Annotated in this window: 15 protein-coding genes; 11 read left to right on the top strand and 4 right to left on the bottom strand. The window is 63.0% G+C overall.

Features of this window, described 5'->3' with window-relative positions:
- Positions 1 to 49: 49 nt before the first annotated feature.
- Complete coding sequence (locus tag AAG821_RS02710) at positions 50 to 814, bottom strand: TorF family putative porin (protein WP_341909530.1); 765 nt, start codon at positions 812 to 814, stop codon at positions 50 to 52.
- 244 nt (positions 815 to 1,058) lie between these two features.
- Between AAG821_RS02710 and AAG821_RS02705 the strand changes: the two genes are divergently transcribed.
- Both AAG821_RS02705 and AAG821_RS02700 read left to right on the top strand, forming a co-directional pair.
- Entirely contained in the window at positions 1,059 to 1,865 is an 807-nt protein-coding gene (locus AAG821_RS02705; protein WP_341909532.1) for an enoyl-CoA hydratase/isomerase family protein, read from the top strand.
- 119 nt (positions 1,866 to 1,984) lie between these two features.
- On the top strand, positions 1,985 to 3,634 hold the full coding sequence (locus tag AAG821_RS02700; RefSeq protein WP_341909534.1) for a 3-(methylthio)propionyl-CoA ligase: 1,650 nt from the start codon (positions 1,985 to 1,987) through the stop codon (positions 3,632 to 3,634).
- A 384-nt stretch (positions 3,635 to 4,018) separates the two neighbouring features.
- Here the strand turns inward: AAG821_RS02700 and AAG821_RS02695 are convergent, their stop codons facing one another.
- From AAG821_RS02695 to AAG821_RS02685, 3 genes are all read right to left on the bottom strand, one after another.
- Positions 4,019 to 4,555 (bottom strand): hypothetical protein, encoded by a 537-nt coding sequence (locus AAG821_RS02695; RefSeq protein ID WP_341909536.1) that lies wholly within the window; start codon positions 4,553 to 4,555, stop codon positions 4,019 to 4,021.
- A 36-nt stretch (positions 4,556 to 4,591) separates the two neighbouring features.
- Positions 4,592 to 5,545 carry a hypothetical protein gene (locus AAG821_RS02690; protein ID WP_341909538.1) on the bottom strand — a complete coding sequence of 318 codons (954 nt, stop codon included), beginning with the start codon at positions 5,543 to 5,545 and terminating at the stop codon, positions 4,592 to 4,594.
- A gap of 202 nt (positions 5,546 to 5,747) precedes the next feature.
- The gene (locus tag AAG821_RS02685) at positions 5,748 to 6,677 is read right to left on the bottom strand and encodes an MBL fold metallo-hydrolase (RefSeq protein ID WP_341909540.1); all 930 of its coding nucleotides are present in this window, start codon (positions 6,675 to 6,677) and stop codon (positions 5,748 to 5,750) included.
- Between the two features lie 206 nt (positions 6,678 to 6,883).
- Here AAG821_RS02685 and AAG821_RS02680 point away from each other — a divergent pair, with 206 nt between their 5' ends.
- The 9 genes from AAG821_RS02680 to AAG821_RS02640 all read left to right on the top strand — a co-directional run bounded on the left by AAG821_RS02680 (position 6,884) and on the right by AAG821_RS02640 (position 17,277).
- A complete protein-coding gene (locus tag AAG821_RS02680) occupies positions 6,884 to 7,738 on the top strand; it encodes a branched-chain amino acid ABC transporter permease (RefSeq protein WP_341909542.1) in 855 nt (284 codons plus the stop codon).
- Between the two features lie 13 nt (positions 7,739 to 7,751).
- Positions 7,752 to 8,828 carry a branched-chain amino acid ABC transporter permease gene (locus AAG821_RS02675; protein WP_341909543.1) on the top strand — a complete coding sequence of 359 codons (1,077 nt, stop codon included), beginning with the start codon at positions 7,752 to 7,754 and terminating at the stop codon, positions 8,826 to 8,828.
- Positions 8,825 to 9,583, top strand: a complete 759-nt coding sequence (locus AAG821_RS02670; RefSeq protein WP_341909545.1) for an ABC transporter ATP-binding protein — start codon at positions 8,825 to 8,827, stop codon at positions 9,581 to 9,583. Before AAG821_RS02675 ends, AAG821_RS02670 begins: the two co-directional genes overlap by 4 nt.
- Before the next feature lies 1 nt (position 9,584).
- Positions 9,585 to 10,400 carry an ABC transporter ATP-binding protein gene (locus AAG821_RS02665; RefSeq protein WP_341909547.1) on the top strand — a complete coding sequence of 272 codons (816 nt, stop codon included), beginning with the start codon at positions 9,585 to 9,587 and terminating at the stop codon, positions 10,398 to 10,400.
- Positions 10,401 to 10,434: 34 nt separating this feature from the next.
- Positions 10,435 to 12,303, top strand: a complete 1,869-nt coding sequence (locus tag AAG821_RS02660; protein ID WP_341909548.1) for an AMP-binding protein — start codon at positions 10,435 to 10,437, stop codon at positions 12,301 to 12,303.
- 59 nt (positions 12,304 to 12,362) lie between these two features.
- Positions 12,363 to 13,547 (top strand): ABC transporter substrate-binding protein, encoded by a 1,185-nt coding sequence (locus AAG821_RS02655; protein ID WP_341909550.1) that lies wholly within the window; start codon positions 12,363 to 12,365, stop codon positions 13,545 to 13,547.
- Between the two features lie 185 nt (positions 13,548 to 13,732).
- The gene (locus AAG821_RS02650; RefSeq protein WP_341909552.1) at positions 13,733 to 14,935 is read left to right on the top strand and encodes an ABC transporter substrate-binding protein; all 1,203 of its coding nucleotides are present in this window, start codon (positions 13,733 to 13,735) and stop codon (positions 14,933 to 14,935) included.
- Positions 14,936 to 15,033: 98 nt separating this feature from the next.
- Positions 15,034 to 16,209 (top strand): ABC transporter substrate-binding protein, encoded by a 1,176-nt coding sequence (locus tag AAG821_RS02645; protein WP_341909554.1) that lies wholly within the window; start codon positions 15,034 to 15,036, stop codon positions 16,207 to 16,209.
- Positions 16,210 to 16,329: 120 nt separating this feature from the next.
- Positions 16,330 to 17,277: a DMT family transporter gene (locus AAG821_RS02640; protein ID WP_341909556.1), complete on the top strand. Its 948-nt coding sequence runs from the start codon at positions 16,330 to 16,332 to the stop codon at positions 17,275 to 17,277.
- Positions 17,278 to 17,346: the final 69 nt, after the last annotated feature.

The following is a 17,346-nucleotide window of genomic DNA, read 5'->3' as shown; positions in this document are numbered from 1 at the left end:
CATCCAGGGGATGGCGGCGGTCCGGTAGGCGAACCGATCTGACGATCGATTAGAAGGTGAAGGCGCGGCTCACGCTGAGAACTGCGGCCGGGCCGCAATTGGCGCTGGTGCCGCACTGGCGCTTGCTGATGTTGGTGTCAACATACTGCAGGCCGGCGGTGAAGCCGAAGAAGGTGGCGAACACGCCGACATTCCAGTCGACATAGGTGTCATCGGAACGGGTCACGCCGAAGAAGCGATCCGGCTTGTCGATGTCCTGGCGACCGATATTGGCGATCAGCTTCGGGTCGAATTCGGTGACCGGGAGCGGCACGGTGATACCGGCAGTCGCGTAGCCGGCATTGCCGGAGTCGAGCTGGAAGTTCGGGCTGTAATAGTAGCCGACGCTCGGGATGGCAAAGCCAAAGTCATAGGCTGCAGTCAGCTTCAGCTCGGTGAAGTTATAGGTGTCGGCCGCCGTCGGCTGATCGAGGTAGGTGTAACGGATCACACCGGCGTCGAGGCTCAGCTTGTCGAAGGTGGCGCGGAAGCCGCCGATGAAATCAATTTCGGCGCTGACACTGTTATTGAAATCGACGTTGCTGCCCCAGAAGCCAAGATAGCCGCTGAAGGTGTCGTTGATCTTGAACAGGCCTTCGCCGCCCAGCTGGTAGGCCGGATGACCGTCGGTCTGGCTGATGCCGCGGAAGTAGTATTCCGAAGCAACGGCCGGGGTCAGGGTCAGGGTCAGGCGATCAGCATCGGCAGCCATCGCAGAGGTGGCGGCCGTCAGGCCCAGGGCCACCAGAGCGGCGCGGAAAAGCACTTTAGTCATAGGGCAAACCTCCGAGAGAAAAATTCCGCCTGAGATAACCAGAGAAGACCCTGTGCGACAAACACTTACCCGGTAATATGGCCGCCGTGGCCGGGAACTGTGGCTCTTCGGTTACACTCATGCCTAGAACTGAACAGTTTGAATAAAATCTGTGCAGAGATGATCGGTAATAAAGTTTCGATCAGCCCAAATCACGATGAATACCGGGGAATCCAGACCGATTCCCTGCCAGGAGAACGCCCACATGACCACCTCGCAGCCCCTTGTTGTCATCGAATCGGCGGGGGACGCAGCCCCCAATATCCCGTCTGGCGTGCGGGTGATTCGCCTCAACTACACCGCCAAGCGCAATGCTCTATCGCTGGAGTTGCGCGCTGAACTGATGGCGGCGGTCGATGCGGCATTGGCTGATGAGGGCGTGCGCGCCATTGTGCTGACCGGCAATGGCGGCACCTTCTGCGCCGGCGGTGATATCTCGTCGATGCAGAATGTGACCGGCGTGGCGGGCCGCACCCGCCTGGCCAACCTGCATCGCCTGGCCCGCCTGCTGGTGGCGGGGCCGAAACCGGTGATCGCCGCCGTGGAGGGCTTTGCCTATGGCGCCGGCATGTCGCTGGCACTGCTCTGCGACCAGGTGGTGACGGCGAAGGATGCAAAATTCTGCTGCTCCTTCGGCAAGGTCGGCCTGATGCCCGACATGGCGGCGCTGTGGACGGTGCCGCAGCGAGTCAATGCCGGTTGGGTCAAGCGGCTGCTGATGCTGGCCGAGGAGATCGACGGCGACACGGCGGTTCGCATCGGCCTGGCCGATCAGGCCGTGCCTGCAGGCGAGGTTCTGCAGGCCGCCCTCGCGCTGGCGGCGAAATTCGCCAGCCTGGCACCGCTGCCGGTCGGGTTCATCAAGGCCACACTGGCGCGCGGGCCGCAGCCGCTGGAGACCCTGCTGGCGCAGGAGGCCGATGGCCAGGCCCTGCTGTTCAACTCGGCCGATTTCGCCGAAGGCCGCGATGCCTTCCTGGAGAAACGCAAGCCGGTGTTTACGGGGCACTGATTTGCTGGACTGACGCCACGGAATGCGCTGCCGGGGCGGGCCACCGGCTTGCAGCGCATTTGGCCGGCCCATAGACTGCGCTTCTCATTACACAAAAAAGCTTCAACAGGAGGAAGCCCATGCTGGGTCTGGTTCAGGACCGTCCGCTGCTGATCTCGCAATTGATCGAGTATGCCGCGCTTTATCACAGCAAGACGGAGATCGTGACCCGCACCGTCGAAGGCCCGATCCATCGCTACACCTATCGCGACCTGCGCGACCGCTCCAAGCAGCTGGCTAATGCGCTGACCAAGCTGGGCGTCAAGCTGGGCGACCGCATCGGCACCCTGGCCTGGAACACCTACCGCCATTTCGAGCTGTATTACGGCGTCTCGGGCATGGGCGCGGTGCTGCACACCGTCAATCCGCGCCTGTTCCCCGAGCAGATCGACTACATCGTCAACCATGCCGAGGATCAGTATCTGTTCCTCGACCTCACCTTCCTGCCGATCATCGAGAAGCTGGCGCCGCAGCTGAAGACCGTGAAGGCCTTCGTGCTGCTGACCGATGCCGCGCATATGCCCAAGGACAGCAAGATTCCCAATCTGCTATGCTACGAGGACCTGATCGGCAAGGAAAAGCCCGATTTCGCCTGGCCGGAATTCGATGAGCGCACGGCGTCGTCGCTCTGCTACACTTCGGGCACCACCGGCAATCCGAAGGGCGTGCTGTTTTCCCACCGCTCCACCGTGCTGCACTCCTATGCGGTGTGCCAGCGCGACGGCCTCAACCTCGGCTCGGGCGACTCTGCGCTGGTGATCGTGCCGCTGTTCCATGCCAATGCCTGGGGCGTGCCCTATGGCGCCTGCATGAGCGGCGCCAAGCTGGTCTTCCCCGGCCCGGCGCTGGATGGCAAGAGCGTGTATGAGCTGCTGCGCGACGAGAAGTGCAACTTCTCGCTCGGTGTGCCCACCGTCTGGCTCGCCTTCTTCCAGTATATCGATGCCAACCCGTCGCTCGATCTCAAGGCTGATATCAAGATCGAGCGCTGCGTGATCGGCGGCAGCGCCGCGCCGCGCGCGATGATCGAGCGTTTCGCCAAGCAGCTCAACTGCTTCGTCATCCATGCCTGGGGCATGACCGAGATGTCGCCGCTGGGCACCACCGGCAACCTGCTGAAGAAGCATGCCGAGCTGCCGCTGGACAAGCGCATCGACGTGCAGTCCAAGCAGGGCCGCACCGTCTATGGCGTCGAGATCAAGATCACCGACGACGACGGCAATGAACTGCCGCGCGACGGCAAGGCCTTTGGCAATGTGAAGGTGCGCGGCCCCTGGATCACGCGCGGCTATTTCCGCGGCGAGGGCGGCAATGTGCTGGACAGCGAGGGCTGGTTCACCACCGGCGACGTCGCCACGCTGGATGAAGACGGCTACATGCAGATCACCGACCGCTCGAAGGACGTGATCAAGTCGGGTGGCGAGTGGATCTCCTCAATCGACCTGGAGAATGCTGCGGTCGGCCATCCCGCCGTGCAGGAGGCCGCTGTGATCGGCGTGCATCACGAAAAATGGCAGGAGCGTCCGCTGCTGCTGGTGATCAAGAAGCCCGGCCAGGAGGTCAGCCGCGACGAGCTGCTCGGCTTCCTCGAAAGCCGGGTGGCGAAATGGTGGCTGCCCGACGACGTGGTGTTCGTGACCGAGCTGCCGCATACCGCCACCGGCAAGCTGCTGAAGACCAAGCTGCGCGAGCAGTTCAAGGGCCACAAGCTGCCAACGCCCGGCGCGTAGCGCCGAAAAAGACAGGGTCTGGCGCTTAAACCGCCCGGCATCCCCGCCGGAAACCGCGATGGCTGGGTCTCCCCCGGCCATCTGCGTTTCAAGTGCCTGATATTTCAGGGCCGATCATTTGCGAGCGCATCCGATTGGCAGCCAATGGTGTCCGAGAGACGGCCAATACAATCCCATTCGATCCAACTGCCGCCAATACCCGTCCAAAGCCTGCACCGTTCACACATCCCATATAGGGCGCCGGCCGGAAATTCTAAGCCGGGCGCAGCCGGCAGCATTTTTCTGCCGGCTGCGCCCCGCCGCATGGCGCCAGTCTGGCCGGTACATAAAATCACTGAACAGACGTGCCTTCGAATGATGCGCCGCAGGCCGGTCCTGCCATGCTCAGCCAGCCGGCTGTTTCACCAGCGTGGCCGGTTCGATGGTCTTGAAGAAGCCGGTCACCGTGCTGCCATCGGCTGACAGCGGCAGGATCAGCCGCACGTAACTAAGCTGGTTGCCCTCCAGCGACACATAGCTGCGGCGCGCCAGGCTGGCCCGGCGCGTGGTTGCCACCAGTTCCATGCTGGTGAAGACGATCTCGGCATCATGGGCATTGAAGAAATTGGCCAGCCGCCGGCCGCCCTGATCCTCGCTGGTGCGCTCGCCGACATAATTGCCGGCCAGCCGCACCCGCACATCGCGCTGGGCCGGCAGATAGTCGAGCAGCATGGTGTAAGGCAGCACCTCTGGCGGCAGGGCCTCAACCGCGACCACGGCGGGCAGCCGCTGGCCCTGCCAGCCCTGCAGCCAGGCGGCATGACAGCGCGCCAGCATCGGATACTGCGGCAGCGCGCTCAAGGGCAGCTCTTCATAGCCTTTGACCTGCAATGCCGTCGCAGCCGGATGCGGCGCAGGCGTATCGTTGTGCATGTCGCTCATCGTGCAGACCCTTCAGGTGAGGGGAAGGTGAGAGTCTCAACCATCCAGGCCTCCGGTTGCCAGCCTGCTGGCAGTCGGCATGAACATGGCAGGATCGAAACCGGCATAGCGTTGCAGTGTCAATCGCAGAATGTCTTCGAGATCGCGCAGGCGCGGCCCGTCACTGCGCTGGCGCGCCTGCTGCCAGTGCAGCAGCACGGGTTCCACATCCAGCACCAGGGCGCGCAGGGCGCAGATGGCAGGCCAGGCCTTGTGGCGCAGCAGCTCCGGTTCCGCCAGCAGGCGATTGATATCGCCCACCGCCGTATCCGCAACAATCGCCTTTTCCGTGCCCCAGATGGTGACCTCGCGCAGCTGCAGCGCGCTGCGCCGCGCCAGGTCGCCCATGGCATCGCTGCCATGCCGGGCGGAAAATTGCGCCAGCTCGCCCACGGTGCGCTGCAGGGTGGCCGTGGCCCGGCGCAGCCAGTCGACCCGGGCGACATCGACGATCACGGCATCGAGGCGTTCTTCCACCTGGGCAATGGTCACATCGGGGAACAGGCCCAGCAGGCTGCGCGCCACCGAGCGCACATCGGTGTCGGACGGATCGGGCCGTGGCGGGAGGGTGTTTGATTCCAGCACCGCTATCGGGCCCTGCACCGCCTGCCACACGGCGGCGATGGCACGCTGCAGCACATGCGGCCGCGGCATCCAGGATGGCCGGCCCTCGATCAGTTCGCTGGGCAGCGGATCATCGGCCTGCACCTGCCGCACATACCGCAGCGCCTGCGGCACCAGGGCCAGCAGTTCGCGATCCGCGGCATCGGGCGGCAGTTGCAGGCTGCCGGCCAGGCGGTCGATCGGCAGGCTGCCTTTCATCTCGCCGAAATCCATTTTCAGCATCACGTTGCGGCCGGCATCACGCAGGAAGGCCGCACCCGGGCGGCGCAGCTCGGGGTGATGAAAACTGAAACGCTCCGGAAGGGCTGTGCCCGCAGGGAAAGACATGGAGGCTGGGACGCGGTGCTGCTGAGACGGACGGGACGGGCGGAACGGCTTTTGTCTCTATTCTACGCAGCCGGCGATCCCCCGGATGACTCACCGCGCGGCCGGCAGGCGCGACAGACTGCCGCACATCAAGTTGCGGCTTTGCCGTGCATAGCCGAGCGCAGGTTGCGGCCTGTCGGCGCAGGCCGTCTGTCCAGGCTGGTCAGCGATACACCGCCGCCTCATCCGGTGCGCCGCCGCCATCCACCGCCACGCGGCCATCGCCCACCATATGGATCAGATGTGCCAGCACCGAGCGTGCGGCGGCCGAATGCAGATAGGCCGGAATGTCGGCATACATGATCGCCACCATCTGCGGGATGCGCTGCGGCCCGGCTTTCAGGCAATCGAGGATCTGCGTCTCGCGCGCCTCGCGATGACGGATCAGCTCGCGCACGAAATGCTGCGGCGAATGGCTGATGTTCATCGCATCGATCGGTGCGCCATGGGTGGGGTAGTAGCGCACGTCGTCGCGCGGCAGCAGTTTTTTCAGGCTGGCATAATAATCCGTCATGCTACCGTCGGGCGGCGAGATCACCGTGGTCGACCAGCCCATCACATGGTCGCCGCTGAACAGCGCCTTTTCCTCATGCAGTGCGAAGCACAGGTGATTGGAGATATGGCCCGGCGTGTGCAGCGCCGTCACCGTCCAGCCCGCGCCCCGGATGATGTCGCCATCCTGCAGCAGATGGTCGGGCCGGAAGGCATGGTCGCCGCCTTCCTCCACTGCCGGGCCGCCTTCGGGCACCGGATGCGGGCCGAAGGCCCAGGTTGCAGCGCCAGTCGCCGCCTTCAGCCTCGCCGCGCCCGGCGAATGGTCGCGATGGGTGTGGGTGATCAGGATATGGCTGACGGTCTCGCCATCGAGATTTTTCAGCAGCGCATCGATATGGGCCGGGTCATCGGGGCCGGGATCGATCACCGCGACGCCGCCGCCGCCCTGTTCCTTGCGGCCATGGCCGATGATGTAGGTGCCGGTGCCATGGAAGGTGAAAGCCGAGGGGTTCTGCGCAATGACGCGGCGCACCAAAGGACTTAGGCCGCTGACTGTTCCGTAGGCAAAATCGAGCTGTTTGATGAAGGGAATGGACATGCCGGTTCCGTAGGCAGTTTCCTGGGCGGTACGAGGCTACAGCAGGGGGCGAAAATTGACGCTACGTCAAGTGATTAGCATTCATCCGAGCGCGAAAGCGATTGACCTGTCCGGCGCGCTTTCCCTAATCTGCCACCACAAGATGGCGGCACCAAGAATCGCCTGAATATTATCTGGGAGGATAAGCTCTGTCCGAGATTGTCCAGTTGCTGCTGAACGGGTTGGCGGCAGGCTGTATCTACGGCCTGATCGCGCTCGGCTTCGTGCTGATCTACAAAGCCACCGAGATGGTGAACTTTGCCCAAGGCGACCTGCTGATGCTGGGCGCCTTTGTGGCTTTCTCGCTGATCGAGGGCTTCGGCCTGAACTACTGGCTCGCCTTCCTGGGCGCCGTGCTGTTCATGGCCGTGTTCGGCTACCTGCTCGACACGGTGATCCTGCGCCAGGTGATCGGCCAGCCGCAGTTCTCGGTGGTGATGCTCACCATCGGGCTCGGCTTCCTGTTCCGCTCCGGCGCCTCGATGATCTGGGGCACCGAGACGCGTGCCTTTGCCACGCCGTTCACCGATGGCGTCACCAAGGTGGGCGGCTTCATCGTCGCCGACGTCAACGTGTCCATCGTCGTCGGCACGGCGATCCTGTGCGGCGTGCTCTATGCCTTCTTCCGCTATACCCGCATCGGCGTTGCCATGCAGGCCGCCTCGCAGAACCAGCTGGCGGCCTATTACATGGGCATCCCGGTGAAGATGGTGTTCTCGCTGGTCTGGGCGATCTCGGCCGGCGTTGCCGCCGTCGCCGGCATCCTGCTGGCACCGGTGTCGCTGATCGATACCACCATCGGCCTGCTGGGACTGAAGGCCTTTGCCGCCGCCGTGCTGGGCGGTTTCGGCTCGATCCCCGGCGCGGTGATCGGCGGCCTGGTGATCGGCGTGATCGAGCAGTTCTCCGGCATCTACATGGCCGAAGGATTCAAGGATGTTGCCGCCTATGTGGTGATCCTGGCGGTGCTGTTCATCCGGCCGCAGGGCCTGTTCGGCAATATCGGCCGCAAGCGCGTGTAAGGACAGACAGATCATGCGCTTCTTCTTCAAGACCGATTACAACCAGGACATCAACCTGTTCCGCGACGGCGTCGACCGCTTCTGGTATGGCCTGCTGATCGCCGTGCTGGTGGCCGCGCCCTTCGTGCTGGAAGACTTCTGGCTCGGCGAGATTTCCTACGTCTTCATCCTCTCCATCGTCGGCATCGGCCTTATGCTGCTGACCGGCTATACCGGGCAGGTCTCGCTCGGCCATGCCGCCTTCCTCGGCATCGGGGCCTATACCCATGCGATCCTGCTGAATCTGGGCGTGCCCTTCTTCATCTCGATCCCGGTGGCGACGCTGCTCTCGGCCATCATCGGCGCGGTGATCGGCCGCCCGGCGCTGCGGCTCACCGGCGTCTATCTCGCCATCGCCACGCTGGCTTTCGCCTTCATCATCGAGCAGATCCTGATCCGCTGGGAGCATGTGACCGGCGGCTTCAAGGGCTTTGCCGTCGACCGGCCGGAGGTGCTCGGCATTGCCATCGTCGATGACGTGCCGTTCTACTACATCACCTTCGGCGCCCTGGTGCTGGCGGTGCTGGCGGCGCTCAACCTGCTGCGCTCGCCGACCGGGCGGGCCTTTGTCGCCATCCGCGATTCGGAAATCGCTGCCCAGTCGATGGGCGTCAATCTCGCCGCCTACAAGACGCTGGCCTTTTCGATCTCGGCCGGCTTCACCGGCTTCGGCGGCACGCTGTTCGCCCACAAGATCGGCTATCTGGCCCCCGATGCCTTCAACATCCTGCTCTCCATCCAGCTGCTGCTGATGGTGGTGGTGGGCGGCCTGGGCTCGATCCATGGCGCCATCTTCGGCGCCATCTTTGTCGGCTCGCTGCCGCAGCTGATCGCCATCCTGCGCGACTACCTGCCCGATGGCATCGCGCGCCAGCCGGGCCTGGAGCCGGGCATCTTCGGCCTGATCCTGGTGTTCTTCATCCTGTTCGAGCCGCTGGGCATCTATGGCCGCTGGCTCAAGGTGAAGCTCTATTTCTCGCTGTTCCCGCTCTACAAGAAGGCGACGTTCAAGCGCCAGAAGACCTACACCAAATCGGAGCGCAACCGGTGACGCTGTTCAAGGCCGATAACCTCGCCATCAACTTCGGCGGCATCAAGGCGGTCGACGGCGTCAGCTTCGACGTCGAAAAGGGCCAGGTCTTCACCATCATCGGCCCGAACGGGGCCGGCAAGACCACGGTGTTCAACCTGATCAGCCGCATCTACGATCCGACCAGCGGCGTGCTGAGTTTTGAGGGCAAGGACATCACCCAGGTGGCGCCGGACAAAATCGCCGCATTGGGCATCGCGCGCACCTTCCAGAATATCGAGCTGTTCGAGCATGCCACCGTGCTGCACAACCTGCTGCTCGGCCGCCATGCCCATCGCGGCGGCAATATCGCCTCGCAGCTGATGTTCCTGCCCAGCGTGCGCAGGATGGAGCTGGCGCATCGCGAGAAGGTCGAGCATGTGATCGACTTCCTCGACCTGCAGCATTACCGCGACACCTATATCGTCAACCTGCCCTATGGCGCCCGCAAGGTGGTGGAGCTGGCGCGCGCGCTGTGCACCGAGCCCAAGCTGTTGCTGCTGGACGAGCCGTCCTCCGGCCTCAATACCGAAGAGACCGAGGACATGGCCTTCTGGATCCATGACATCCGCAACGAACTCGGCATCACCGTGCTGATGGTCGAACACGACATGGGGCTGGTGAACGAGGTGTCGGACCGCGTGCTGGCGCTGAATTACGGCCGCGTGCTGGCGCTCGGCACCCCTGCGGAAGTGCAGAGCCATCCCGAAGTCATCAAAGCCTATCTGGGAGGCTGAGATGAGCGCCGCCATGCAGATGCAGACCATCGAACAGAAACTGGCCAATCCGCCGCTGCTCAAGCTGGCCAATATCGAGACCTTCTACGGCCCGATCATGGCGATCCGCGGCGTCAGCCTGGCTGTCCCCGAAGGCAGCATTGTCACCGTTCTCGGTGCGAACGGCGCCGGCAAAACGACAATCCTGAAGACCATCTCCGGCGTGATGGACCCGCAGAAGGGCAGCATCGTCTTCAACGGCCAGGACATCCAGAAGATGGACCCGGACAAGGTGATGCGGCTCGGCATCGGCCATGTGCCGGAGGGCCGCGAAACCTTCCCGTTCCTGACGGTGAAGGAAAACCTGATGATGGGCGCTTTCACCCGCAAGGATGCCGATGGCGTCGTCAAAGACATCGAGATGGTCTACGGCTATTTCCCGCGCCTGAAAGAGCGCGAGAACCAGGCCGCCGGCTCGATGTCGGGCGGCGAGCAGCAGATGCTCAGCATCGGCCGCGCGCTGATGGGCCGGCCCAAGCTGCTGCTGCTGGATGAGCCGTCGCTCGGCCTGTCGCCCAAGCTGGTGAAGGAAATCTTCGAGATCATCGTGCGCATCAATTCCGAGCAGGGCACCACCATTCTTCTCGTAGAGCAGAATGCGAACGTCGCCTTGCACGCCGCGCATTACGGCTATGTGCTGGAAGTCGGCCGCATCGTGATGGCCGATACCTGCGCCAAGCTGCTCGAGAAGGAAGACATCAAGGAATTCTATCTCGGCATGAAGGAACAGGGCGTGCGCGGCAAGCGGCGCTGGAAGAAGCGGAAAACGTGGCGTTAATCGCTTGGGCGCTGGGCGCCACAGGGAGGCTGTAATGAGTGCCAAGGCAGTCGATCCGAAAACCGGCATTGCCATCGATGCCGATATCCTCGCCATCCTGGAACGCGACACCCTGCCGCGCTATTTCTGGCGCAAGGTGGGCGAACGCGGCGACAAGGTGGCGCTGCGCGAGAAGGATCTCGGCATCTGGAATTCGATCAGCTGGACCCGCTATGGCGACAATGCCAAGCATGCCGGCCTCGGTTTTGCCTCGCTCGGCGTGAAGCGCGGCGAGGTGGTCTCGATCATTTCCGAAGGCAATCCGGAATGGCTCTATGCCGATCTCGGCAGCCAGGGCATCGGCGCGGTGACCAACGGCATCTACACCACCGATTCCGCCAAGCAGGTCGAGTACATCCTCAACGACAGCAAGACGGTGGTGTATATCGCCGAGAATGACGAGCAGCTCGACAAGATCCTGGAGGTGCGCGACCGCTGCCCGACCCTGCGCAAGATCGTCGTCATCGACATGGAAGGCCTCGCCGATTTCCGCGATCCGATGGTGATCAGCTTCGATGCGCTGCTGCAGCTCGGCCGCGACTTCGAGACGAAGCACCCCACCTTCTGGGAGGAGCAGCTCAAGCTGGGCAAACCGGAAGACCTGGCGATCCTGATCTACACCTCGGGCACCACCGGGGCACCGAAGGGCGCCATGATCAGCCATCGCAACCTGATCTTCCAGATGGAGAATGCCGGCCGCCTGCTGGAGCAGGATGGTACTGACGAACAGCTCAGCTTCCTGCCGCTGTGCCATATCGCCGAGCGTGGCTTCACACTGCTGTGGCCGATCCGCTCGGGCTCGACGGTGAATTTCGCCGAGAGCCCGGAAACCATCCCGCAGAATCTGCAGGAGGTGCAGCCCACCGTGTTCTTCGCGGTGCCCAGGCTGTGGGAGAAGTTCTATTCCGGCATCGCCATCCGCATGAAGGATGCCACCGGCTTCGGCAAGCTGGCCTACAAGACCGCGCTCGGCATCGGCTACAAGCTGGCGCAGTGCCGGCTGGAGGATCGCGAACCCTCGCTGGGGCTGAAGATCGCCTTCTGGTTCGCCGACCAGCTGGTGCTGAAGAACATCAAGCGCATCATCGGCATCGATCGCTGCAAATGGCTGGTCACCGGTGCCGCACCGATCTCGCCCGACCTGATCAAGTGGTATCTGGCGCTCGGCAAGGACATGCGCGAGGTCTATGGTCAGACCGAGAATGTCGGGCTCGCCACCTCGCCGCAGATGGACCGCATCAAGCTCGGCAGCATCGGCCAGGCGGTGCCCAACACCGAAGTGAAACTCAGCCCGCAGGGCGAGATCCTGCTCAAGGGCCCGCATGTGTTCATGGGCTATCTCAACAACCCGAGCAAGACGGCGGAAACCATCGTCGACGGCTGGCTGCATACCGGCGATGTCGGCGTGGTCGACAACGAGGGCTGGTTCCGCATCACCGACCGCATGAAGGACATCATCATCACCGCGGGTGGCAAGAACATCACGCCGTCGGAGATCGAGAACCAGCTGAAATTCAGCCCCTATATCTCGGATGCCGTGGTGATCGGCGATGCGCGCAAGTTCCTCACCTGCCTGATCATGATCGATCACGACAATGTGGTGAAATATGCGCAGGACCTGAATGTACCCTTCACCAATTTCGCCTCGCTGTGCCATGCCAAGGAAGTGCAGGCGCTGATCGGCGAGGAGATCGAGAAGGTCAACAAGAACTTCGCCCGGGTCGAAACGATCAAGAAATTCCGCCTGATCGACCAGCAGCTCACCGCCGAAGACGACGAGCTGACGCCGACCATGAAGCTGAAGCGCAAATTCGTGAACGAGAAATACAAGGCACTGATCGAAGAGATGTATGTCGGCGCGTGATGGGCTCCCATGCGCCGACGCGACAAAACCAATCGAGGCCTATGAGGAGGAAACCACAGATGCGTATTCGTAAGATTGTCATGAGTGCCGCCGCGGTGGCGGCGACCATCGGCCTTGCCGGCGCGGTGCAGGCGCAGAACGTGCGTGGCGTCACCAAGACCGAAATCATCATCGGCATGCATACCGACCTGAGCGGCCCGGCCGCCAGCTACGGCGTGCATTCCTCGCAGGCGATGCGCCTGAAGTTCGACGAGATCAACGCGCAGGGCGGCATCAACGGCCGCAAGATCCGCCTGATCGTCGAGGACAGCCAGTATCAGGTGCCGCGCGCGGTGCAGGCCGGCAACAAGCTGATCAACCGCGACAAGATCTTCCTGATGGCCGGTGCGCTCGGCACCCCGCATAACAACGCGGTGTTCCCCGAGCAGTTCAAGGCCGAGGTGCCCAACCTGGCGCCGCTGACCGCCGCGCGTTCGATGAGCGAGCCCTTCCACAGGCTCAAGTTCCAGACCTTCTCGAGCTATTACGACCATACCCGCGCCGGCATCAAATACCTGGTGCAGAAGAACAACCGCAAGAAGCTGTGCTCGCTGTATCAGGACACCGACTTCGGCAAGGAAATCCTGGACGCCGTGCAGGATCAGGCCAAGGCGATGAACATGCAGGTGGTCGAGACCGCCACCAACACCCCGGTCGCCACCGACTTCACCGCGCAGATCACCAAGCTGCGCAGTGCCGGTTGCGACCTGGTCGCCATGGGCGCCATCGTGCGTGACGCCATCGTGCCCTATGCCACCGCGCGCAAGATGGGCTGGACCGATGTGGACTTCACCTCGCAGTCGGCCAGCTTCGACCAGATCGTCGCCTCGGCGCCGGGTGGTGCGACGGAAGGCCTGTATGTCGGTGCCGGCACCGTGATGCCCTATCGCGACACCGCCAGCCCGACGGTTGCCGCCTGGTGGGATGCCTACAAGGCCAAGTACAACGCCGACCCGAATATCGGCGCGGTCTATGGTCACAACATCGCCGACCTGATCGTCACTGCGCTCGATCGTGCCGGCAAGGATCTGACCACCGACAAGTTCATCAAGGGCCTGGAGAGCATCAGCGGCTATCGCGACATCTTCGGCGGCCCGGTGATCAGCTTCGGCCCCAACAAGCATCAGGGCACCACCGAAGTGCTGTACTACCAGATCCAGAAGGGTCGCTTCGTGCAGGTCGGTGGCGGTCCGATCATGTACTAAACCTTTCGATCGTCTGAACACGATCTATTGCGAGACGTCCGCGGGAAACCGCGGGCGTCTTTGCTTTTGTGCGTCGCAGCAACGGCGCTGCCACATCGAATCCGTATAGGACGCGTCGCGCCACAGGACTAAGCTTTACGCGTCAAGCAGAACCACAAGACCACATAAAAACGAGGGAGGTCCGCATGCGTAGGGTCCATGTGCTCACGGCCGCGGTCGTGACCAGTGCAGTGGTATTCGCCGGTGCCCCACTATCGTCTGCCGGGGCACAACAGGCCGGCAAGGTGCGTGGTGTCACCAAAAATGAAATCGTCATCGGCATGCATACCGACCTGAGCGGTGTGGCGGCCTCCTATGGCGTGCACTCCTCGCAGGCGATGCGGCTGCGCATCGACGAGGTGAACGAGCAGGGCGGCATCTATGGCCGCAAGCTCCGCCTGATCGTGGAAGACAACCAGTATCAGGTGCCGCGCGCCGTGCAGGCGGCCAACAAGCTGATCAACCGCGACAATATCTTCATCATGGCCGGCGCGCTGGGCACGCCGATGAACAACGCCGTGCTGCCCGACCAGCTGAAGGCCGGCGTGATCAACTTCTCGCCGATCACCGCGGCGCGGCAGATGTCGGAACCGTTCCACAAGCTGAAATTCGCCGGCCTGTCGTCGTATTACGACCAGGTCCGCGCCGGCATGAAGTGGATGGTGGCCAACAAGGGCAAGAAGCGGTTCTGCACGCTGTACCAGGACACCGACTTCGGCAAGGAAATCCTGGAAGCGGTGCAGGACCAGGCCAAGGCGATGAACCTGCCGGTGATTGAAACTGCGTCCAATACCCCGATTGCCACCGACTTCACCAGCCAGATCACCAAGCTGCGGGTTGCCAATTGCGACATCGTGGTGATGGGCACCATCGTGCGTGATGCCATCGTGCCCTATGGCACGGCGCGCAAGATGGGCTGGGATGTCGATTTCCTCGGCCAGTCGGCCAATTACGACCAGATCGTTGCCGGTGCCCCCGGCGGTGTGACGGAAGGCATGTATGTGATGGCGGGCACCGTGATGCCCTATCGCGACACCGCTTCGCCGCAGGTGGCTGCCTTCATGGACAAGTACAAGGCCAAGTTCGGTTCCGATGCCAATATCGGTGCCGTCTATGGCTATGGCCTGATGGACCAGCTGATCTTCGCCTTCGACCGTGCCGGCAAGGATCTCACCACCGACAAGATGGTGGCGGCGATTGAAAGCATCCAGGGCTTCCGCGACATCTTCGGTGGCCCGGCGGTCAGCTATGGACCGAACAAGCATCAGGGTGCCGACGAGGCTTTCCTGTTCCAGGTGCAGAAGAGCCGCTTCGTACAGATCGCCGGCCCGGTGCGTTACGGCATGTGATCGCTGCAGCGTATGGGTGAGCTGTGCATACCCGGCCGCGGTGCAGCGATGCGCCGCGGCCGGTCCGTCTTCAACCACAAAAATCTTCCGGAGGAACCATGATCAGTCTGGGCAGAGTAACGATAACCGCCATCACCGCCATGCTGGCCCTTTATGCCGGCCGGGCCGAGGCGCAGAAGCTGCAGGGCGTGACCAAGACCGAAGTGGTGATTGGCACGCATACCGATCTTTCCGGCGTCGCCGCGGCCTTTGGCGTGCATTCCTCCAATGCGGCGCGCATGCGTTTCGATGAGGTCAATGCCCAGGGCGGCGTGCAGGGCCGCAAGATCCGCTACATCATCGAGGACAGCCAGTATCAGGTGCCACGCGCCGTGCAGGCCGGCAACAAGCTGATCAATCGCGACAAGGTGTTCCTGATCCTGCTCGGCGCCGGCACGCCGATGAACAATGCGGTGATGCCCGACCAGCTGAAGGCGGGGGTGCCGAATTTCTTCCCGCTCAGCTGGGCGAAACAGCTGTATGAGCCGTTCCATCCGATGAAATGGGCGGCCGGGGCCTCGTATTACGCGCAGATGCGCGGCGCGGTGAAACATTTCGTCGACAAGGGCAAGAAGAATGTCTGCGCCCTGTATCAGGACACGGATTTCGGTCGCGAGATTTTCGAGGGTGCGCGCGACCAGCTTGTGGCGATGAATGTCAAACTCGCGGATGCGACCACGCATAAGCCGACCGATACCGATTTCACCGCCCAGATGACCAAGCTGCGTGCGGCGAATTGCGATGTGATTGCGCTGGGCTCGATCATCCGCGATACCATCCTGGCCTACAGCACGGCGCGCAAGATGGGCTGGACGGTCGACATGGTGGGCACCACTGCGGCCTTCGACCTCAATGTCTCGGGTGCGCCGGCCGGCGCCACCGAGGGCCTCTATACGATGACGCAGATCGAGGCGCCCTATCCGGACTCGACCAATCCGGCAATCAAGCAGTGGGTGGAGAAATACCGCGCCAAGTACAATGTCGATCCCAATCCGGCGGCGCAGTTCTCCTATGTCGCGGCCGATCTGATCGTCATGGGGCTGGACCGCGCCGGCAAGGATCTCACCACCGAGCGCTTCCTCAAGGCGATGGAATCGATCCAGGGCTATACCGATATCTTCGGCGGCCCGGTGATGACATTCGGGCCGAACAAGCATCATGGCAGCGAGTCGGTGTTCATGGTGCAGGTGAAGGGCGGCCGCTGGACCCGGGTGACCGAGCCGCTGGCGTTCTAGTCCGGAATCGTCACTCCCGCGGAAGCGGGGGTGATGAAACTGCAGAGGGCGCGTGCAATCCACGGCCCGGCATGGCACAACCAGCCGGGCCGATTCATGTCAGGTCTGAGCCGCACGCCGATGTCTGTCTTTCCCGCGCATACGCAAATCTCCAACACACCGCTGGGCATCGGCTACATCCTGATCGCGGTGTCGCTGTTCGGCATCATGGATGCGTTGGTGAAATGGCTCACGGCCGGGTATCCCACCGTGCAGATCATGTTCTTCCGCAGCCTGTTTGCCTTTCCGCCGATCCTGCTGATGGTGTGGCGCAGCGCCGGCGGCGCGGGCAATGATCGCGGCAATACGCTGGCCAATGCCCTGATGCTGCTGAAGACCCGGCAGCTGGCGGGCCACGGCCTGCGCTCGGTGTTCGGCTGCGGCGCCATGCTGCTGTTTTTCTATTCCTACCAGTTCCTGCCGCTCGCCGAGGTGACGGCGATTGCGTTTGCGGCGCCGATCTTCATCGCCTGCCTGTCGGTCTGGCTGCTGCAGGAACGCGTCGGCCTGCATCGCTGGTCGGCGATCATCGTCGGCTTCGTCGGCATGCTGGTGATCATACGGCCCGGCAGCGGCATGCTGGAAAGCGCCAGCCTGATCGTGGTGATGGCAACCCTGCTGTATGCGCTGGCCATCATCCAGATCCGCAGGCTCAGCCGCCTGGAACCCTCCACCACCATCGCCTTCTGGTTCACCGCCTTCTGCACGCTGTTCACCGGGCTGGCGCTGCCGTTCTTCTGGGTGACGCCCGATTTCCCGGATCTACTGCTGCTGATCGGCACCGGCCTCATCGGCGGCACGGCGCAGCTGTGCATGACGCGGGCCTATGGCCTGGCGCCGGCAGCCGTGGTGGCGCCGTTCGACTACACGCATCTGCTGTGGTCGGTGCTGATCGGCTGGTATGTCTGGGGCGATTTCCCCGATGCGCAGACCTGGATCGGCTGCGCCATCGTCATCGCCAGCGGGCTGTATATCCTCTACCGCGAAACGGTGCGGCGCGTGCGCGTGCCGCCCATTCTTACCGAGTAGAGTGGGTGACGGCGTAGGGCTCGCGTCTTCCACACAACGTCACCCTTGGGCCCGGCGGCTTTGCCGCCA

The sequence above is a fragment of the Ferrovibrio terrae genome (genome assembly GCF_943372915.1).
GTDB lineage: Bacteria > Pseudomonadota > Alphaproteobacteria > Ferrovibrionales > Ferrovibrionaceae > Ferrovibrio > Ferrovibrio terrae_A.
Note: the sequence above shows the minus strand (reverse complement) of the source record. Positions and strands in the feature narration are given on the sequence as shown.